Consider the following 16,893-nt stretch of genomic DNA (forward strand, 5'->3'; position numbering starts at 1 on the left):
AATACTTGCCACTCCTAAACACTCGCTCCAACCGCGCGTGCTACCGCAATTCCTTCTTCAATGGTTAAAAACTTACGCTGACTTGGACTGTCTTTATAAATAACATCACCTTCTTGGAATATTAAGCACTCATTGACCGCCAACTGTTGCCATTTTTCATTTTCAGTCAATGGCACGGTGACCAATATCGTCACTTTGTCGCTGTCGGTAGTCACATCACCAAAGTTAATGGCCAAATCATCATCTGCTAATTTTGCTTCGCCAAACGGTGCTTTGCGCGTGAGATAAAACAATAAGCTACCAGCATAAGCCAGCTGCCACCGACCGTTTGAGATTAGGCAATTAAACAAACCGTTGGCAGAAAGGTAGCGACATTGGGTGGTTAAAAAATTAAACAGCGTTTGATCATCTGGGCGGGTTTTAAAGCTGCTTTTTAGGCGATTGACCAAATAGCAAAACGCCATTTCAGAATCGGTGTTACCAACTGGCTGACAATGTGAGGCATTGCCATTGTCTTGCAGGCGCTGACAGCGTTTGATAAATTCGCTATTCATCTGCCCGTTATGGGCAAAAACCCACTGCTCGCCCCACACTTCGCGGACGAAAGGATGGGTATTGGCTAAGCAGTTCTGCCCTTGAGTTGCTTTACGGATATGGGCAATGACATTCATCGCTTTAATCGGATAATTATTCACCAAGTCGGCAACAGGTGATAAATGGCTTGGGCGATTGTCATGAAACAGTCGCAAACCAGTCGAAGCATTGGCTGTTTTATCATTATTGGCACATTCACTGCGCTCAAAAAACGCAATACCAAAGCCATCTTCATGACTGTCGGTCATGCCGCCGCGACGACGAAATCCTGCAAAGCTAAAGCCAATATCGGTTGGGGTATTACAGTTCATTCCTAAGAGTTGACACATTTATACTTCACCGCCGTTGTTGTCTTTTGCAGAATTTAAAGGAGGGTTTAGAGTAGCTTCTGTTACTTCATCAAACATCTCATAAGGCGTGGCCCCATCGGTGTCAATATTCGCCAAAATACGCTGCGCATGCGCCAAATCCGTATCTTGTATCCACAGCACTATGCCAGAATTCATACCGGGCATGGCACTCAGCGGTTGCAGTGACACCGTAATGCCATTGTTACGCAGCAGATTGGCATGCAGCTCGCCTTGCATATTGGTATCGTAGCGCGCCAGTTTGTGCCAGTTATCAACTTGATCGGTCATGGGATTTGCCTTTATGGTTTTGATACAGGAATGGTCGAAAAATAACAATCTATGCCAATTGGTCGAGCGTATATTCTTTGATTGCAAAATCACTGCTATTACTTAATTTATCACGTGCTTGCTCAGCTTGGGTGATATTGCTAAAAATACCGATTATCTGAGTGCTTTTTTGCATCGCCGATTCATTATCTAACAATACAAAGACCGTATTTTGTTCTTTTTCAACATGTGACCAATGATAAGCCGCCAAGCGTTTCATCAGGTCAGGATTTTTGACCATGATGTTATCACCAGTCCGACCTTCGGTACGGTTATAGTGGATAACGTTTAAACGTAATAGCCAAAAAATCACCGCCGCCTTGGCGAGCATCACTGGTAAAGCGCGTTTTTCATCTTCGCCAAGCGCACGTTTCGACTCATAGCCTTGCAAAAAAGCCGCCATTTTACTGCGGTCAAAATTGACGGTTTCGCCTTGCTCGGCATCGCCCCACGTCGTACAAAAATCATTAATGGTAATGGCAATATCCATCACATAATGCTCAACGCTGACTTCGGTAAAGTCTAGCAATCCCGTTAAACGCGCTGCGCCTTTTTGGCTATTATTTAACGATAAGTCCCATAAGGTATTATCAGCGAACATGTCTAAATGACATAAGCCTTTTGGCAACGTCGCAAGCGGCAAATCTGAGTAAGCGCGCCAAATATCGCTCATGAGCTTGGCTTCGTCACCGGGCATAAACTGCATTTCACGGTCGCGTACTTCCGCCCATGGGTATAAAGGCACGCCATATTCTTCCGCAGGTTGCAGTGCTTGTAAGGTCTCATGCAGCATGGCTAAAGCGGCGCCAATCTCATAACACATCGCTTGCGTGGTTTGCTGTGGATGCGCGCCAGCCAAACAAGGTACGAGGGTAATTGCTTTATTATCATAGCGTATGACATAGCGTTTTTCTGCGCTATCAGCGCCTAAATCAAGCAATGCTAACGGCGCCGCTACTGGCAATTTACCATCCAATTGATTGAGGATAACCGCCATTTTTTCGATGTCTTCTGGTGGACGCTCTTCAAATAAGGTAAATACATAAGAGTGCGCGCCATCTACATCGTCAGTCGTCTGAATAAACCAGTTAGAGTTTTTGATACCTTGGGTAATCGGAATGGCACGCGCAAATGAGACGCCAAAACGCTGGCAAAAAGCGGCAAACTGGTCATCGGTTAACTGGGTATAGACGGACATGACATCTCACTTATGGCAATTAAAAGAAGGTAAATAGGATAAATATCGACGGTAATGACAGTGATTGTACCGCGCATGAGCAAACTTTGGTTAAAAGCATAATAATCTTGCGAAAAGCTGCCTGATATGGCGGCGATTTTGCTAGACTAGCGCTTACGGATAAATTGATTATAAGGTGAAAGACCCTATGTTAGCAAAGCGTATCATCCCTTGTTTGGATGTGGATAATGGCCGTGTGGTCAAAGGCGTGCAATTTGTCGATATTAAAGACGCCGGCGACCCTGTCGAAGTCGCTAAGCGCTATAACGAGCAAGGTGCTGATGAGATTACTTTTTTAGACATTACCGCGACCAATGATGATCGCGATACCACTTATCATACCGTTGAGCGTATGGCTGAAACCGTGTTTGTACCGCTCACAGTTGGTGGCGGTGTGCGTAAAATCGCTGATATTCGTAATTTGCTCAATGCAGGCGCGGATAAAGTAGCGATTAATTCAGCAGCGGTATTTACCCCTGAGTTCGTTGGGGAGGCGGCACAGAAATTTGGTAATCAATGTATCGTCGTGGCTATCGATGCCAAACGCGTTGCAGATATAATGGTTGATGGCATCATCATGCCGCGTTGGGAAATCTTTACTCACGGCGGGCGTAAACCAACCGGTATTGATGCCGTGGCTTGGGCAAGTAAAATGGCTGCTCTCGGCGCTGGCGAATTATTGGTGACCTCAATGGATGGTGATGGTACCAAAAAAGGCTATGATTTGGTCTTAATGCAGCAAATTACCAGCCGCGTAAATGTGCCGGTTATTGCTTCAGGCGGCGTTGGTAACTTGCAACATTTGGCCGAAGGCGTAATAGAAGGCGGCGTCGATGCCGTACTTGCGGCCAGTATTTTTCACTTTGGCGAATATACCGTGCAAGAGGCCAAAGCTTATATGGCCGCACAAGGCATACAGATGCGTCTTTAATCTTTAAGATTGCTAAAATATCAATGCCTGTGCAAAAAATGGTATCATAGCGCTACTTATTTATTTTTGTCAGTTAACTATTGAAAACAATCGAGATTTTACATAAAAATTTTGTTTTAAACGCTACTTACTCAAAGGATTTTCTTATGTCAAATTTACAACAGCAGCGCAATGATATTACCCATATCGATGGCAATTTACATCAAAACGAAGATGCGCGCATTGGTATCGTCGTCGGTCGTTTTAACGGTTTTGTCGTTGAGTCATTGGTAGATGGTGCAATCGATGCCCTACTGCGTCATGGCGTATTGGGTAGCAACATTACCGTGATTCGCGTACCGGGTGCGTTTGAGTTGCCACTCGTTGCTCAGCGCGCCGCTGAATCTGATCGCTTTGATGCCATCATTGCATTAGGCGCGATTATCCGTGGTAGTACGCCGCATTTTGATTTTGTCGCTAGCGAATCTGCCAAAGGTTTAAGCAGCGTTGCAATTGATTATAATATCCCTGTTGCTAATGGTGTATTAACCACTGACAGCATCGAGCAAGCGATTGAGCGCTCTGGTACCAAAGCCGGTAACAAAGGCTCAGAAGCGGGGATGGTGGTGCTTGAGATGCTAGCGGTTCTATCACAGCTAGATATTGCTGATGACTATGATAATAGTGATGACGCGTAATTAAGTCTTCATTTTATAAACGGTTATTTGTCATTTAAATGGCACTGCGGCTTATATCACCTTTGATATAGACCGCAGTGCCAATATGATAGTAAAAAGCACTATAAACAGTTCTATAAAACACCGTTTTAATATCCGACTGTCACAGCCTGCCAGTCGTCTACTATTTAACAACTTTTATACTATTTCTTACAACTTGCTGTCTTTGCCAAGCCTGTTATTTGCGCCAAGATAGATGTTTAAAATGATAGTTATTTAAAATTTAGGTATTGACCCCCTATGACTGACCAACTCAAGCGCGCCATTAACACTGCACAAACCGCCCAAGCCAATGATGCACAAGCTGAAGCTACTCGTATCGCGAGCAGTAGTGCGGGTGAGCAAACCTTTGATATGAGTGAAACGACTTATAAGACTAGCCACACCGCTGTGCGTAAGGCTCGACGCTTTGCAATGCAAGGCCTATATGAGTGGTTGGTCACCGACCGCCGTTTTGATAAAGATGGTAAGCTTGGCTGGAAGGACAATGCGCCGCATGATATCGCTGCCCGTACGCGCGCGAGCAACGCCATGCATACCGTTCATATTGGCTACTATCATGAAATGATGCGCGATATTCCAGAGCAGATTGACGCTCTCGATGCGCTAATCAGTCGGCATCTTGATCGTGACATTGATAAATTGGACACTGTTGAACATGCTATTTTATTGATTGGGGCGTATGAGCTACAAAACCGCTTAGAGATTCCCTACAAAGTCGTGCTTGATGAAGCGATGAAGCTAAACAATCACTTTGGCGCTACTGACGCCCATAAATTAATTAATGCTGTCCTTGATAAAATGGCGATTGAATTGCGCGCGCTTGAAGTCGATGCCGATAGCAAAGCCAATCTGCGCACCTCACAAAAAGCGGCGACTCAAGCAAATGCTAAGCAGGCTGAAGTTCAATCTGCAGCTGTTGAAGAAGCTAGTGAAAGCACTGCTGAATCTGATATCGATAGTACGTCAACTGCAACTGCTTCAAACAAACCACGTATCAGTGCCAATAATGCCAGTGTTAAACGTAATAGCGCGAGTAAAGCGCTAGCGAATATTATGGACTATAAGATCAATAAGAAAAATGACGCCGCAAAAAATGAAGCGCCAAATAATATTGTTAATGACAAATCTGCAGAAGAAAGCGCTGTAGAAGAAAACACATCTACCAATGATGTTAGCTATGATGAGAATAGTGACGCAGCTGACGTAGGCTTACATGATTCAAACCTTGTTACTCCTAATGAAAACAATAAAGACTAGCCATGAACGAGTTTGAGCTGATTGAGCGTATATTTTCGCAAATGCAAGCTGCACCGTCATCGTCCAGCACTGCCGAAGCACGCAATGTCGAAAAAGGCATTGGCGATGATGCGGCAGTAATGAGCTTGCCTGTAGGTGCGCGCTTGGTTAGCTGTATTGATACCCTCGTTCAAGGGCGGCACTTTAGTGCTGATTGGAATGACGTAAACCAGTTAGCCTTTCAAATCGGCTATAAAGCGGTCGCGGTTAACGTTTCCGACATTGCCGCGATGGGCGCAACGCCGCATAGTATTCTATTGGCATTGGCCTTACCTGAGCGTTTGGCGAATGAGCAATGGCTGACTGAATTTGCTAAAGGTTTATTTCACGCCTGCCAGCTATTTGGTGTCACGCTTATTGGTGGTGATACCACGCGCAGTGATAACTTAGTGCTCAGTGTCAGCGCGCAAGGATTGCTTGATGCGGCTACGCCAGCTGTTTACCGCTCGGGCGCGCAAGTCGGCGATAAAATCTATGTTTCGGGGTCGCTTGGCGATGCTGCTTATGCGCTACAGCATCCTAATAATGCTATCGGTATTGAGCTTGCCCATCGGCTGCATATGCCAACGCCACGTATTGCCTTAGGGGCAGCAGTGGCGACAATTGGCGCAACTTCGATGATAGATATCTCTGATGGTCTGTATCAAGACCTTAGCCATATCTGTGAGCAAAGTATCATTGGTATGCGCATTCACCTTGAGCAGCTGCCTACCAGTAAAGCATTATCAAGCGTTGGTCTATCTGAGCGCTTATTATGTCAGTTGGCGGGCGGCGATGATTATGAGCTGGCTTTTACCTTGCCTGCCCATATCGAGCCACCGATTAATAATAATAGCGACACGCATGTCACCTGTATCGGTGAAGTCATAGCCGTAAATAAGACAGATGGTGCTAAAAATGTACAACCAGAGATTTTTTATCAAGGACAGCCAGTCACAGCGACGCATCCCGCCCCATTTCCTACTTGGCCCAATCTGACGGGTTACCAACATTTTGCAGGTTAACCCATGATTGATCACAACCTATCTAAGCCTGATATCCGACAAGCCAATGATTGCCCGCCTCTACCCGCCAATGCCAGTGCGCTTGATCGTTTGGTTTATTGGCTTGGTATCGGTCTAGGCAGCGGTCTGCCGCGCCGTGCACCCGGTACTTGGGGTACAGTTGGTGGATTAATAGTCGCTATACCGCTGCTTAGCTTAGGTTTTGTGCCGTTTTTGATGATTACTATTTTAGCTTGTTTCCTTGGTAATGCGATATGCGGTCGTACCTCAGAGCTGATGGGCGGTCACGATAATCCGCATATTGTTTGGGATGAGTGGGCTGGTATGTGGCTTACCCTACTGCCGCTGTCTTATATGGGTATCGCTAACGGCAGCTTTTGGCAAAATATCATCCAAATACCTACTATCGTAGCGATTATTATCGCCTTTATATTATTCCGCTTTTTTGACATTATTAAGCCGCCGCCGATTGGTTGGGCAGATAAAAAAGTCGCAGGCGGCCTCGGTATTATGCTCGATGATATTATTGCGGGAGTGATGGCAGCAGCCGTTTGGGTAATTATTTATACCTTTATCTTCTCTTTTACCTTTTAATCTTAAGCTTATCCTTTAAGCCTCAAATAAACGTTTTTACCATAAATACTTCTGCTTTATCGCCTTTTATATCGCTCACCTATTTAGCGGTTAGATTTTCTGAACGCCTGCTGTTTAATTTATATCTATAGACAGCTAATGTCATAATCAGTTTACAAAGATGTCACGACATAGCGTTTTGGTTAAATCGTAATTTGCGTTATAATTCAGAAGTATATTTTGTTACATTTGTAGGCTCTTTTTTAGGAATACTATGACAGCTCCTCTTTCAGTAATTATCCTCGCGGCTGGTAAAGGCACGCGTATGCAATCAGCCAAGCCAAAAGTGCTACAGACACTGGCTGGCAAGTCGTTACTCGGTCATGTGCTTGATACTTGTCATCAATTGACCGTTGATGACACCATCATCGTCCATGGTTTTGGCGGCGAGCAAGTGCAAGCAGATATTAATGAGCAATATGCGCATTTGCCGATTACGTGGGTTGCCCAGACTGAACAGTTAGGAACGGGCCATGCAGTAAAAGTCACCCTGTCCGAATTACCAAAAGAAGGCCAAAGTCTGATTCTCTATGGCGATGTGCCATTGGTCAGCTGCCAGACGTTAACAGCTTTAAAATCTGCCAATACTGACGGTATGTCAATGTTGACCTTGACGGTAGAAAATCCCTTTGGTCTCGGCCGTATCAAACGTGATAAAGACGGCAATATTGAAGCCATCGTTGAGCAAAAAGATGCCAGCGCCGATGAACAAAAAATCCAAGAGATTAATAGCGGTATTTACTGCGTTGATAATGCGTTATTGCATAAATATCTGCCGAAGCTGACTAACGACAATGCGCAAAAAGAATATTATCTCACCGATATCGTTAAAATGGCCGTCGCTGAAGGGATTAATATTGTCGCGATTGAGCCTGAGCATGGCTTTGAGATTGAAGGCGTCAATAACCGCCAGCAGCTTGCCAGCTTAGAGCGTACATGGCAAGGTAAGTTGGTTGCAGACTTACAAGAAGCTGGCGTGCAGTTTGCAGACCCTACTCGCGTCGATATTCGTGGCAGCTTGAGCGCAGGACAAGATGTATTCGTCGATGTGGGCGTGGTCTTTGAAGGTGATTGCGTCTTAGGCGATAACGTTTATATCGAAGCTGGCTGTGTGATTAAAAATGCGCACATTGGCAATGCCTGTCACCTAAAGCCGTACTGCGTCATTGACAGTGCTCAAATTGGAAACGGCGTCGATATTGGACCTTTCGCCCACTTGCGCCCTGATACTGTTTTGTCTAATAACAGTAAAGTAGGCAATTTTGTCGAGATTAAAAAATCGATTATCGGCCAAGGTAGCAAGGTCAATCATTTAAGTTATGTGGGTGATGCGACGGTTGGAACAAATGTCAATATCGGTGCGGGCGTGATTACCTGTAATTACGACGGCGTCAATAAATCGCAAACCATCATCGAAGACAATGCCTTTATCGGCTCTAACGCCAGCTTGGTTGCGCCAGTTACTATTGGTGATACCGCTACGGTTGCGGCAGGCTCAGTGATTACCAAAAACGTCGATGATAACGCCTTAGCCTTTGGACGTGCGCGCCAAACCCAGAAAGATGACTTTCAGCGTCCGACTAAAAAATAAAGGCGGCGCTGATAGTTAACTTGATAAAAATGATGGTAAGACCACTAAAGCAGTACGACAATGATTTGTGGTGCTGCTTATTTATATTTATAGATTAATGATTGTCCATGTATCAGTATCTTTCAAAATCACATGGTATGAGAACATAAAATTTAAGGAATAATTATGTGCGGAATCGTTGGAGCAGTTGCTGAGCGGAATATTGCCAATATCTTACTTGAAGGCCTTAAACGCCTAGAATACCGTGGTTATGACTCTGCTGGTCTGACGGTTATCCGTGATGGCGAGCTGCATCGTGAGCGCCAAGTGGGCAAAGTACAAGCGCTGGTCGATGCCGTCGCCGTCAATCCTGAATTTTTCGATGGTCATATCGGTATTGCACATACGCGCTGGGCCACGCATGGCGAACCTGCGCAGCGCAACGCTCATCCGCACGTATCTGGTAAAATTGCCGTGGTCCATAATGGTATCGTTGAGAACTATGCTGAGCTAAAAGAAGAGCTGATTGCTAAAGGCTACGAGTTTACCTCGCAAACTGATACCGAAGTCGTCGCCCATTTAATCAATGATATCTACAAAAATACGCCTGATTTACTGGAAGCTGTGCGTGCCGTTATTCCTTTATTACATGGCGCGTTTGCCCTTGGCATTTTGCACATTGATTGCCCAGACGAGCTGATTACCGTGCGTCTAGGTTCGCCTTTGGTCATCGGTGTAGGTATCGGTGAGAACTTTATTGCCTCTGATCAATTGGCGCTTTTGCCCGTGACCAATCGCTTTATGTATCTAGAAGAAGGCGATATCGCCAAATTAACCCGTAATAGTATTGAAGTTTATGCCGATGGCGTAAAAGTAAAACGTCAGATACATGAGATTGATGCCGCCCAGCATAATGCTGATAAAGGTGAATTTAAGCATTACATGCTTAAAGAAATCTATGAGCAGCCAGATGCAGTTGCCCGTACGATTGAGATGGCTTTAGATAGTGATGCGCCATCTAAGCTGCGCGATGACTTTTTGCAGCGTCATGAAGCACAGTTAAAAGGTATCAAGAACGTTCAAGTCATCGCTTGTGGGACCAGCTATCATTCAGGTTTGGTCGCGAAATATTGGTTTGAAAGCCTAACCCGTTTGCCGTGTTCGGTTGAGGTTGCTAGTGAGTTCCGCTACCGCAATCCAGTGGTCGTCGATGACACCTTGGTCATTTGCATCTCGCAATCGGGCGAAACGGCGGATACCTTATCGGCACTTCGTGATATTCAAAAGCACACGCCAGCAGGTCTCGTCAGCTTGGCTTTATGTAATGTACCGACCTCATCTTTGGTGCGTGAAACCGATATCTTTTTACCAACGCTTGCCGGCCCTGAGATTGGCGTTGCCTCGACCAAAGCCTTTACCACTCAGCTTGCCGCGTTGATGTTACTGGTGTTAAAAGTGGGTGTTGTACAAGCGCGTATGACAGGTGAAAAATTAACCACCTTGTTAGGCAAATTACAAGAGCTACGCGGGCAACTACATGCCAGCTTACAACTCGATGCGCCTATCAAAGTCATGAGTGAGCATTTTGAGTATAAGAAAAGCTGCTTATTCTTAGGTCGTGGCTTACAGTTTCCAATCGCCTTAGAAGGCGCGCTGAAACTAAAAGAAATCTCTTATATTCACGCAGAAGGCTATGCGGCAGGTGAGCTAAAGCACGGTCCATTGGCGTTGGTCGATAAAGACATGCCAATCGTGGTGCTCGCGCCAAAAGACAGTATGTTTGATAAGCTAAAAGCCAACATGCAAGAAGTACATGCGCGTCACGGTGAGCTGTTTGTATTTGCTAGTGAAGAAAGCAAGATGGTCGCAGAAGATAGAATGCACGTGGTTTATGTCCCCGAGGTTTGCGAGACGCTTGCCCCTATCGTTTATAGCGTACCTGTGCAACTGCTGTCTTATCATGTAGCAGTGATGCGTGGTACGGATGTCGATCAGCCACGTAATCTCGCAAAATCAGTCACGGTCGAGTAGGATAAGTGCTTGATTCTGAAAGCTTTTTATCTTAATATTGTATAACACTAAATGCTTTGCTGTCTAGTACCATATAGATAGCAAAGCTTTTTTTTATAATGGACATAAAAAATTGAGCCCATCCCGAATTCTGTGTAACTGCCCTTTAGATTAAATGCTTACTGATACGATCATCAAACATAATCATAAAGCGATTAAGAGCAGACGTCCAGTTACGAATCGGCATCGACCACTTCTTGGATGCCTGCTGTGTTGCTAGATATACCACTTTAAACGCTGCCTGATCAGAGGGAAATACCTTACGCTTATTCACCGCCGTACGAATCACGCTGTTTAGCGACTCAATAGCATTGGTGGTATATATGACTTTTCTGATGTCTTTAGGGTAACCAAAGAACACCGTGAGGCCCTCCCAGTTATTACGCCAAGACTTGATGACATGCGGGTACTCTGTGCCCCAAGTCTCATCAAAGTGCTCGAGATTGGCCTCTGCTATCTCAAGGGTATCAGCGCCGTAGATGGCCTTTAAATCAGCCGCTATTGCCTTCTTATCTGTCCACGGCACGAACTTCATCGAATAGCGCACCATATGCACGATACACAGCTGAACCTTGGCTTTGGGATAAACGGTGTTAATGGCATCAGGGAAGCCCTTTAAACCATCGACACAGGCAATGAGGATATCTTGAACCCCGCGGTTTTGTAATTCAGTGAGAACACCTAGCCAGAACTTAGCGCTTTCATTCTCTGATAGCCACATACCAAGCAGCTCTTTTCTACCATCAAGTCCCACGCCTAGCGCCAGATAAATAGCTTTGTTAATGATCTGCTTATCTTGACGTACTTTGACGACAATGCAGTCTAGATAGACAATAGGATAAACACTGCTCAGCGGCCTGTTCTGCCAAGCGGTGATGTCGTCTATGATGTTGTTAGTGACTCTTGAGACAAGAGAGCTTGAGATATCGACGTCGTAAAGCTCTTTGATACTCTCTACAATCTCAGTGGTGGTTTGACCTTTGGCGTAAAGGAATATGATTTTATCATCAAGGCCACTAATACGGGTTTGATGCTTGCGCACTAGTGTAGGTTCAAAGCTGCCACCGCGGTCTCTTGGAGTGGAGATCTCAAGGTCGCCTGTGTCGCTACGGACGGTCTTTTTAGTATGACCGTTGCGCTTATTAGGCTTGTCTGCTTTTTCATGCTTGGGGTATCCAAGATGGTCTTCCATCTCAGCTTCTAAGGCAGTGTCGATAAAAGATTGCATGAGCTGCTTTTGAAAGTCTTTGATGTCATCAAAGCTGTTCATGCTACCAGCCATTTGCTCGGCCAGTTTTTTAAGGTCAGATTGAGTAGTCATTGCTTATTCTCCTGTTAGTGGATTATAAGCAGTTACACAGAGTTTGGGAAACTCCCAAAAAATTTCAATAATTTGGATATATCTCAGTATAAATATTATATGCAGCAGCAAAGTAACCCAGAGTTGATTATGTCCCTATTTCAATTTCAGAGTCAGCCTTATTTAGGTTGTCGCAAATGTCTTTTGTGACCTCAAAACTAGCCACTTTACTATCATCTAAATCGTAATAACTATACTGATAATCAAATCCCTTATTTATCCCTTGCATAACTTCTGCTTCTGCACAGGCTAACTTAGTATGTTCATCGCGCATTGCCGTTTCAATCTCTTTTCTTTTAGAAGCATTATAATCAGATATCTTTAGCCGATAGCCGAAAGTAACCGTTTTTCCATCAAAATCAATCTTTTCTAACGTAGTAACTTCATCAATTACGCTTGGCAGCTCTCTTTTTAACGTATCGATCTTACGATACATCTCCTGCGTATCACGTTCGTGATTGCTAGCTGTGGTAACCTTTTCATCATGAGCTAAATCAGACTTGTCATCCGAACAGGCAATTACTGTTAGAAAGGCTGAAAGTACAACCAATGCTTGAAGTTTATTGAACATAATTATCTTTATTGAACCTAATTAGCCAAAATAATATGATTAGGGCGCATCCTCATTCTAAAGAGAATACGCCCCATTATACAAACATGAATATTTAAACCAGCCCTTTATAAAGGAAATAAAACCCCACCACCGTCAATAATATCGCAAAGCATTTCTTTAATAGTTCTGGCGATAGTATATGCGCGACTTTTGCGCCCAACTTTGCGGTAAAAAAGCTCATAATACTAATGCCTAAAAAGGCATAGATATGGACAAAGCCGATGGTATTGGGCACATCGACTTGCTGCTGCATGCCAAAAAACATGAAACCTAACGCACCGGCAATGGCAATCGGCAATCCGCACGCCGCTGAGGTCCCAACCGCTTTTTGCATCACCACGTTATAACGCGTGAGATAAGGCACGGTTAAGCTACCGCCGCCAATACCAAAGATAGCAGAAGCGATACCGATAACCCCGCCTGCTGCTAATTGCTTAGGTTTTGACGGTAGTGCTGTATTGGCATAGTTGACGCTACTGACATCATTAGCGCCACTAGAATGATTAGCAACAGGTTTTTTACCAGCAAAAAACATCTTATAAGCAACCCACAGCAAAAACACCCCAACAATCAGCTGGAGATATAGCCCAGATATCTGTCCTGCAATCCCTGCGCCTAAGAAACAACCTAGCGCCAATCCGGGTGCCAAATTTTTAAACACCGGCCACATCACAGCGCCTTTTTTATTGTGTGCCATAAGCGAGCTAATAGAGGTGACTATAATGGTCGCCAATGATGTCCCTAATGCTAAATGCATAATGCTGTCAGGACTGTAATCCATTTGGGTAAAAACGACAAACAATAAGGGCACGATAATTGTGCCACCGCCTACACCAAAAAGCCCGGCAGCAAATCCTGCTAGCGCGCCTATTATTAAAAAAATGAGTATTTCCACAAGATAATTACTTCTCGGTTAGATAGGGTTTTAGTTAAATAACAAGGGCTTTAAAGGTAAATTAAACGATTTCTGTTTGACCGACTTGATGGTACGAGCGATTGAAATACACCAAACTTTCATCGCTCACACCTTGTTTGATGGCGACCACGCGGCACATAAAAATACTGTGTGTGCCGACTTGTTGAATGTCATCAATTTCACAATCAAAACTGACCAGCGCGTCCTCTAAAACAGGTGCGCCCGTGGTTAATGTCGTCCAAGCACCGTGACAAAAACGCTCTTCTGAGCATAGTTTGGAGGCAAAGGCATTGGATATGGGTTCATGCTGCGTACCTAAGACATTGACACTTAGCGTTTTATTTTCAAGAAAATGTTCGTGTGAGCGCGAACTCTGATTCATACAGACCAGTAAGGTTGGCGGTGTATCGGTCACGCTACAGACCGCAGAGGCGGTAAACCCATGACAGCCAGAGTCGCCTTTTGTGGTAATCACATTGACCGCTGTCGGTAATAGAGACATGGCATCTCTAAAATCAGTTGCTTCAATCATGACTTAACTCCTAAATTTTAATCTTTAAGTATTTTTAATCTTTAAGTATATTGATAACTGAGGTCACTCATGGATTTAAACAAGGTAAGCTTTGTTAAGAGATGCTAAACGCTGAGCTCTTTACGTACAATAGCTGCGCCCGCGCTCAAAGCATTTAATTTACCACGTGCCACTTGGCGCGATAACGGTGCCATGCCGCAATTGGTCGAAGGATAGAGCTTATCTGCATCGACAAACTGCAGCGCTTTGCGTAACGTATCTGCCACCTCTTCCGGCGTCTCAATGCTATTGGTTGCCACATCAATAGCGCCAACCATTACCTTTTTACCGCGGATCAGTTCAATCAAATCCATCGGTACATGTGAGTTTTGACACTCCAGCGAGACAATATCAATATTTGACTGCTGTAATTTTGGAAAGGCTTGCTCATATTGACGCCACTCTGTACCTAAGGTTTTTTTCCAATCGGTATTGGCTTTGATGCCGTAGCCGTAGCAAATATGCACCGCCGTCTCACACTTTAACCCTTCGATAGCGCGCTCTAAAGTGGCAATACCCCAATCGTTGACGTCATCGAAGAACACATTAAACGCTGGTTCATCAAATTGGATAATATCGACACCAGCCGCTTCCAAATCTTTCGCTTCTTGATTGAGAATTTTAGCAAATTCCCAAGCCAATTTTTCACGGCTTTTATAATGACCATCATATAAAGTATCAATCATCGTCATCGGGCCGGGCAACGCCCATTTGATAGGCTGATCGGTTTGCGAGCGTAGAAACTTGGCATCGTCGACAAACACCGATTTTTGGCGGCTCACCGCCCCAACCACAGAAGGCACACTGGCCTCATAGCGATTGCGGATTTTAACCGTTTCACGCTTTTCGAAATCGACACCATCAAGATGTTCGATAAAGGTAGTGACAAAATGCTGACGCGTTTGCTCGCCATCACTGACGATATCAATCCCTGCCTGCAATTGCTCTTGTAACGACACCCGTAGAGCATCTTGTTTGGCTTCGAGCAATTGCTCGCCCTCTAAAGCCCAAGGTGACCAAATTTTTTCAGGTTCAGCGAGCCAAGACGGTTTTGGCAAGCTGCCCGCGGTTGATGTCGGTAATAATCTTTGGGTTGGTAATAATAGTGTCATAGGATTTATCTTCTTATTTATTAGTATTCTAATTTCGGCTAGATTGAACGTATTTAGGTTAAACGCATCTAGGTTGAACGCATCTAGATTGAAAATAGTTAGGCAGCGTATTCTTTATCTGCACACGCTTCCGACGTGCGCTCATTAACATCAAAGCTTGTCGCCCATTCTTCAAGAATCGCTTGGTAAGGCTTGATAAATTGCTCTTGTGTAAACTTACCTTGCTTCACCGCCATTTGGCTACGCTCTTCACGGTCATAGACGATTTGCGTCAGTGAATAATCCTGATATTGCAAACTGGGCTGATATACCTGTCCTGCCGCCGAGTTGGCATTATAGATTTCAGGACGATAAATCTTTTGAAAAGTTTCCATAGTGGCAATCGCACTGATGAGCTCAAGATCGGTGTAATCACTCAGCAAGTCGCCAGTAAAATAAAACGCTAAAGGCGCGACACTACCGGCCGGCATAAAGTAGCGCACCGTTAAGCCCATTTTATGAAAATAATCGTCAGTTAAAGAATATTCGTCTTGTCGGTATTCAACCCCTAACACCGGATGCTGATTGATCGTACGATGATAGGTTTTACTGGTTGATACACTCAGGCAAATGACCGGCTGTTTGGTAAAGTTGGCTTGATAAGCTTCTGAATTCAATAAGTATTGAAACAGCTTACCATGTAAGTCACCAAAATCTGCTGGCGGCGGCAATGTAGGGTTTTTATCGAAATGCTCTAATAGGACGACGCTAAAGTCATAATCGCGTACATAAGAGGAGAAACTGTTACCAATCATACCGTCGATACGGGTATTTTCTTTATGGTCGACAATCGTGGTTTTTAGCGTTTCGATGACTGGAAAGGTATGGCCATTACCTTCAATATCTAAATCTGCTGAAATAATATCAACTTCAACAGAGTAACGGTCGGCGGCTGGGTTGTCCCAATGCGCCAAGGCGTTAAAACGATTATTGATCATTCTTAGTGTTTTACGTAGATTTTCTTCACGCTGCTCACCGCGCGCCAAATTGGCAAAGTTCGTGGTCAGACGTGTGCTATCTGCCGGATGATAGTTTTCATCAAAACGAATGCTCGAGATGGAATATGTAAATTGTTTACTCATGATAATCCGCTACCTTATTCTCATTGTGTGAGATAAAACTCAATGTGTGTATGAGATAAATCATACCTCAACCAAAACATGAATAAAAATGATAGTATTTAAATTTAAGATGAGATAATTTCATGTTAGTAAGATCGGATTATGGAATAGAAGTTGATAACTAGGAGCGTGGCAGAAGATTTTATGAATAATGATATTTTGAGTGATTTTTTTGCATTAGAAGATAATTAACATGCTATATTCACGTAAAAGAATTTAAGGTAGTTAATTATGGATGATAAAAAATTTCTCTGGCAGGCATTATGCGTGAGCGCTCTAATTTTTATATTAACAGCCATGCTTGCGGTTAGGTTTTTAGATATGTTGTAGTCAGCATGGCTTTAATTTGAGCTATGCCTTAAGTTTAGGCAATATTTTGGAAGGTCAATAATACTCCTAACCCTTATTATTAACAGGGTGCAAAACCCTA

At 44.2% G+C, this 16,893-nt stretch carries 16 protein-coding genes; 7 read left to right on the forward strand and 9 right to left on the reverse strand.

Features of this window, described 5'->3' with window-relative positions:
• Positions 1-14: 14 nt before the first annotated feature.
• From AB8P72_RS12805 to AB8P72_RS12815, 3 genes are read right to left on the reverse strand one after another with little or no spacing between them, the layout of a single operon-like run.
• Positions 15-923 (reverse strand): class II glutamine amidotransferase, encoded by a 909-nt coding sequence (locus AB8P72_RS12805; RefSeq protein WP_068407998.1) that lies wholly within the window; start codon positions 921-923, stop codon positions 15-17.
• Entirely contained in the window at positions 924-1,232 is a 309-nt protein-coding gene (locus tag AB8P72_RS12810; RefSeq protein ID WP_369957846.1) for a hypothetical protein, read from the reverse strand.
• A 49-nt stretch (positions 1,233-1,281) separates the two neighbouring features.
• Positions 1,282-2,469, reverse strand: a complete 1,188-nt coding sequence (locus AB8P72_RS12815) for a homoserine kinase (protein WP_068407996.1) — start codon at positions 2,467-2,469, stop codon at positions 1,282-1,284.
• A gap of 187 nt (positions 2,470-2,656) precedes the next feature.
• On the opposite strand from AB8P72_RS12815, the gene hisF reads away from it, so the two are divergent.
• The 7 genes from hisF to glmS all read left to right on the forward strand — a co-directional run bounded on the left by hisF (position 2,657) and on the right by glmS (position 10,692).
• The gene (gene hisF / locus AB8P72_RS12820; protein ID WP_068407994.1) at positions 2,657-3,439 is read left to right on the forward strand and encodes an imidazole glycerol phosphate synthase subunit HisF; all 783 of its coding nucleotides are present in this window, start codon (positions 2,657-2,659) and stop codon (positions 3,437-3,439) included.
• Positions 3,440-3,585: 146 nt separating this feature from the next.
• Complete coding sequence (ribE, locus tag AB8P72_RS12825; RefSeq protein WP_369957847.1) at positions 3,586-4,116, forward strand: 6,7-dimethyl-8-ribityllumazine synthase; 531 nt, start codon at positions 3,586-3,588, stop codon at positions 4,114-4,116.
• Positions 4,117-4,395: 279 nt separating this feature from the next.
• A complete protein-coding gene (nusB, locus tag AB8P72_RS12830; RefSeq protein WP_369957848.1) occupies positions 4,396-5,415 on the forward strand; it encodes a transcription antitermination factor NusB in 1,020 nt (339 codons plus the stop codon).
• A gap of 2 nt (positions 5,416-5,417) precedes the next feature.
• Positions 5,418-6,458 carry a thiamine-phosphate kinase gene (thiL, locus tag AB8P72_RS12835; protein WP_068407983.1) on the forward strand — a complete coding sequence of 347 codons (1,041 nt, stop codon included), beginning with the start codon at positions 5,418-5,420 and terminating at the stop codon, positions 6,456-6,458.
• Between the two features lie 3 nt (positions 6,459-6,461).
• On the forward strand, positions 6,462-7,052 hold the full coding sequence (locus AB8P72_RS12840; protein ID WP_068407981.1) for a phosphatidylglycerophosphatase A: 591 nt from the start codon (positions 6,462-6,464) through the stop codon (positions 7,050-7,052).
• A 253-nt stretch (positions 7,053-7,305) separates the two neighbouring features.
• Entirely contained in the window at positions 7,306-8,682 is a 1,377-nt protein-coding gene (glmU, locus tag AB8P72_RS12845; protein WP_068407979.1) for a bifunctional UDP-N-acetylglucosamine diphosphorylase/glucosamine-1-phosphate N-acetyltransferase GlmU, read from the forward strand.
• A gap of 165 nt (positions 8,683-8,847) precedes the next feature.
• Positions 8,848-10,692: a glutamine--fructose-6-phosphate transaminase (isomerizing) gene (gene glmS / locus AB8P72_RS12850; RefSeq protein WP_068407978.1), complete on the forward strand. Its 1,845-nt coding sequence runs from the start codon at positions 8,848-8,850 to the stop codon at positions 10,690-10,692.
• A 145-nt stretch (positions 10,693-10,837) separates the two neighbouring features.
• On the opposite strand, the gene AB8P72_RS12855 is transcribed toward glmS, so the two are convergent.
• The 6 genes from AB8P72_RS12855 to AB8P72_RS12880 all read right to left on the reverse strand — a co-directional run bounded on the left by AB8P72_RS12855 (position 10,838) and on the right by AB8P72_RS12880 (position 16,424).
• Positions 10,838-12,052: an IS256 family transposase gene (locus tag AB8P72_RS12855; RefSeq protein ID WP_369957849.1), complete on the reverse strand. Its 1,215-nt coding sequence runs from the start codon at positions 12,050-12,052 to the stop codon at positions 10,838-10,840.
• A gap of 127 nt (positions 12,053-12,179) precedes the next feature.
• Positions 12,180-12,662, reverse strand: a complete 483-nt coding sequence (locus AB8P72_RS12860; RefSeq protein ID WP_193030225.1) for a hypothetical protein — start codon at positions 12,660-12,662, stop codon at positions 12,180-12,182.
• Positions 12,663-12,756: 94 nt separating this feature from the next.
• Entirely contained in the window at positions 12,757-13,599 is an 843-nt protein-coding gene (locus AB8P72_RS12865; RefSeq protein ID WP_193030223.1) for a sulfite exporter TauE/SafE family protein, read from the reverse strand.
• Positions 13,600-13,660: 61 nt separating this feature from the next.
• Positions 13,661-14,152 (reverse strand): flavin reductase, encoded by a 492-nt coding sequence (locus AB8P72_RS12870; RefSeq protein ID WP_068406101.1) that lies wholly within the window; start codon positions 14,150-14,152, stop codon positions 13,661-13,663.
• 104 nt (positions 14,153-14,256) lie between these two features.
• Entirely contained in the window at positions 14,257-15,303 is a 1,047-nt protein-coding gene (locus AB8P72_RS12875) for a methionine synthase (RefSeq protein ID WP_193030221.1), read from the reverse strand.
• 98 nt (positions 15,304-15,401) lie between these two features.
• Positions 15,402-16,424 (reverse strand): DUF1852 domain-containing protein, encoded by a 1,023-nt coding sequence (locus AB8P72_RS12880; RefSeq protein ID WP_369957850.1) that lies wholly within the window; start codon positions 16,422-16,424, stop codon positions 15,402-15,404.
• Between the last annotated feature and the right edge of the window lie 469 nt (positions 16,425-16,893).

This window comes from Psychrobacter sp. CLB018 (assembly GCF_041222815.1).
GTDB classification, from domain to species: Bacteria; Pseudomonadota; Gammaproteobacteria; order Pseudomonadales; family Moraxellaceae; genus Psychrobacter; species Psychrobacter faecalis.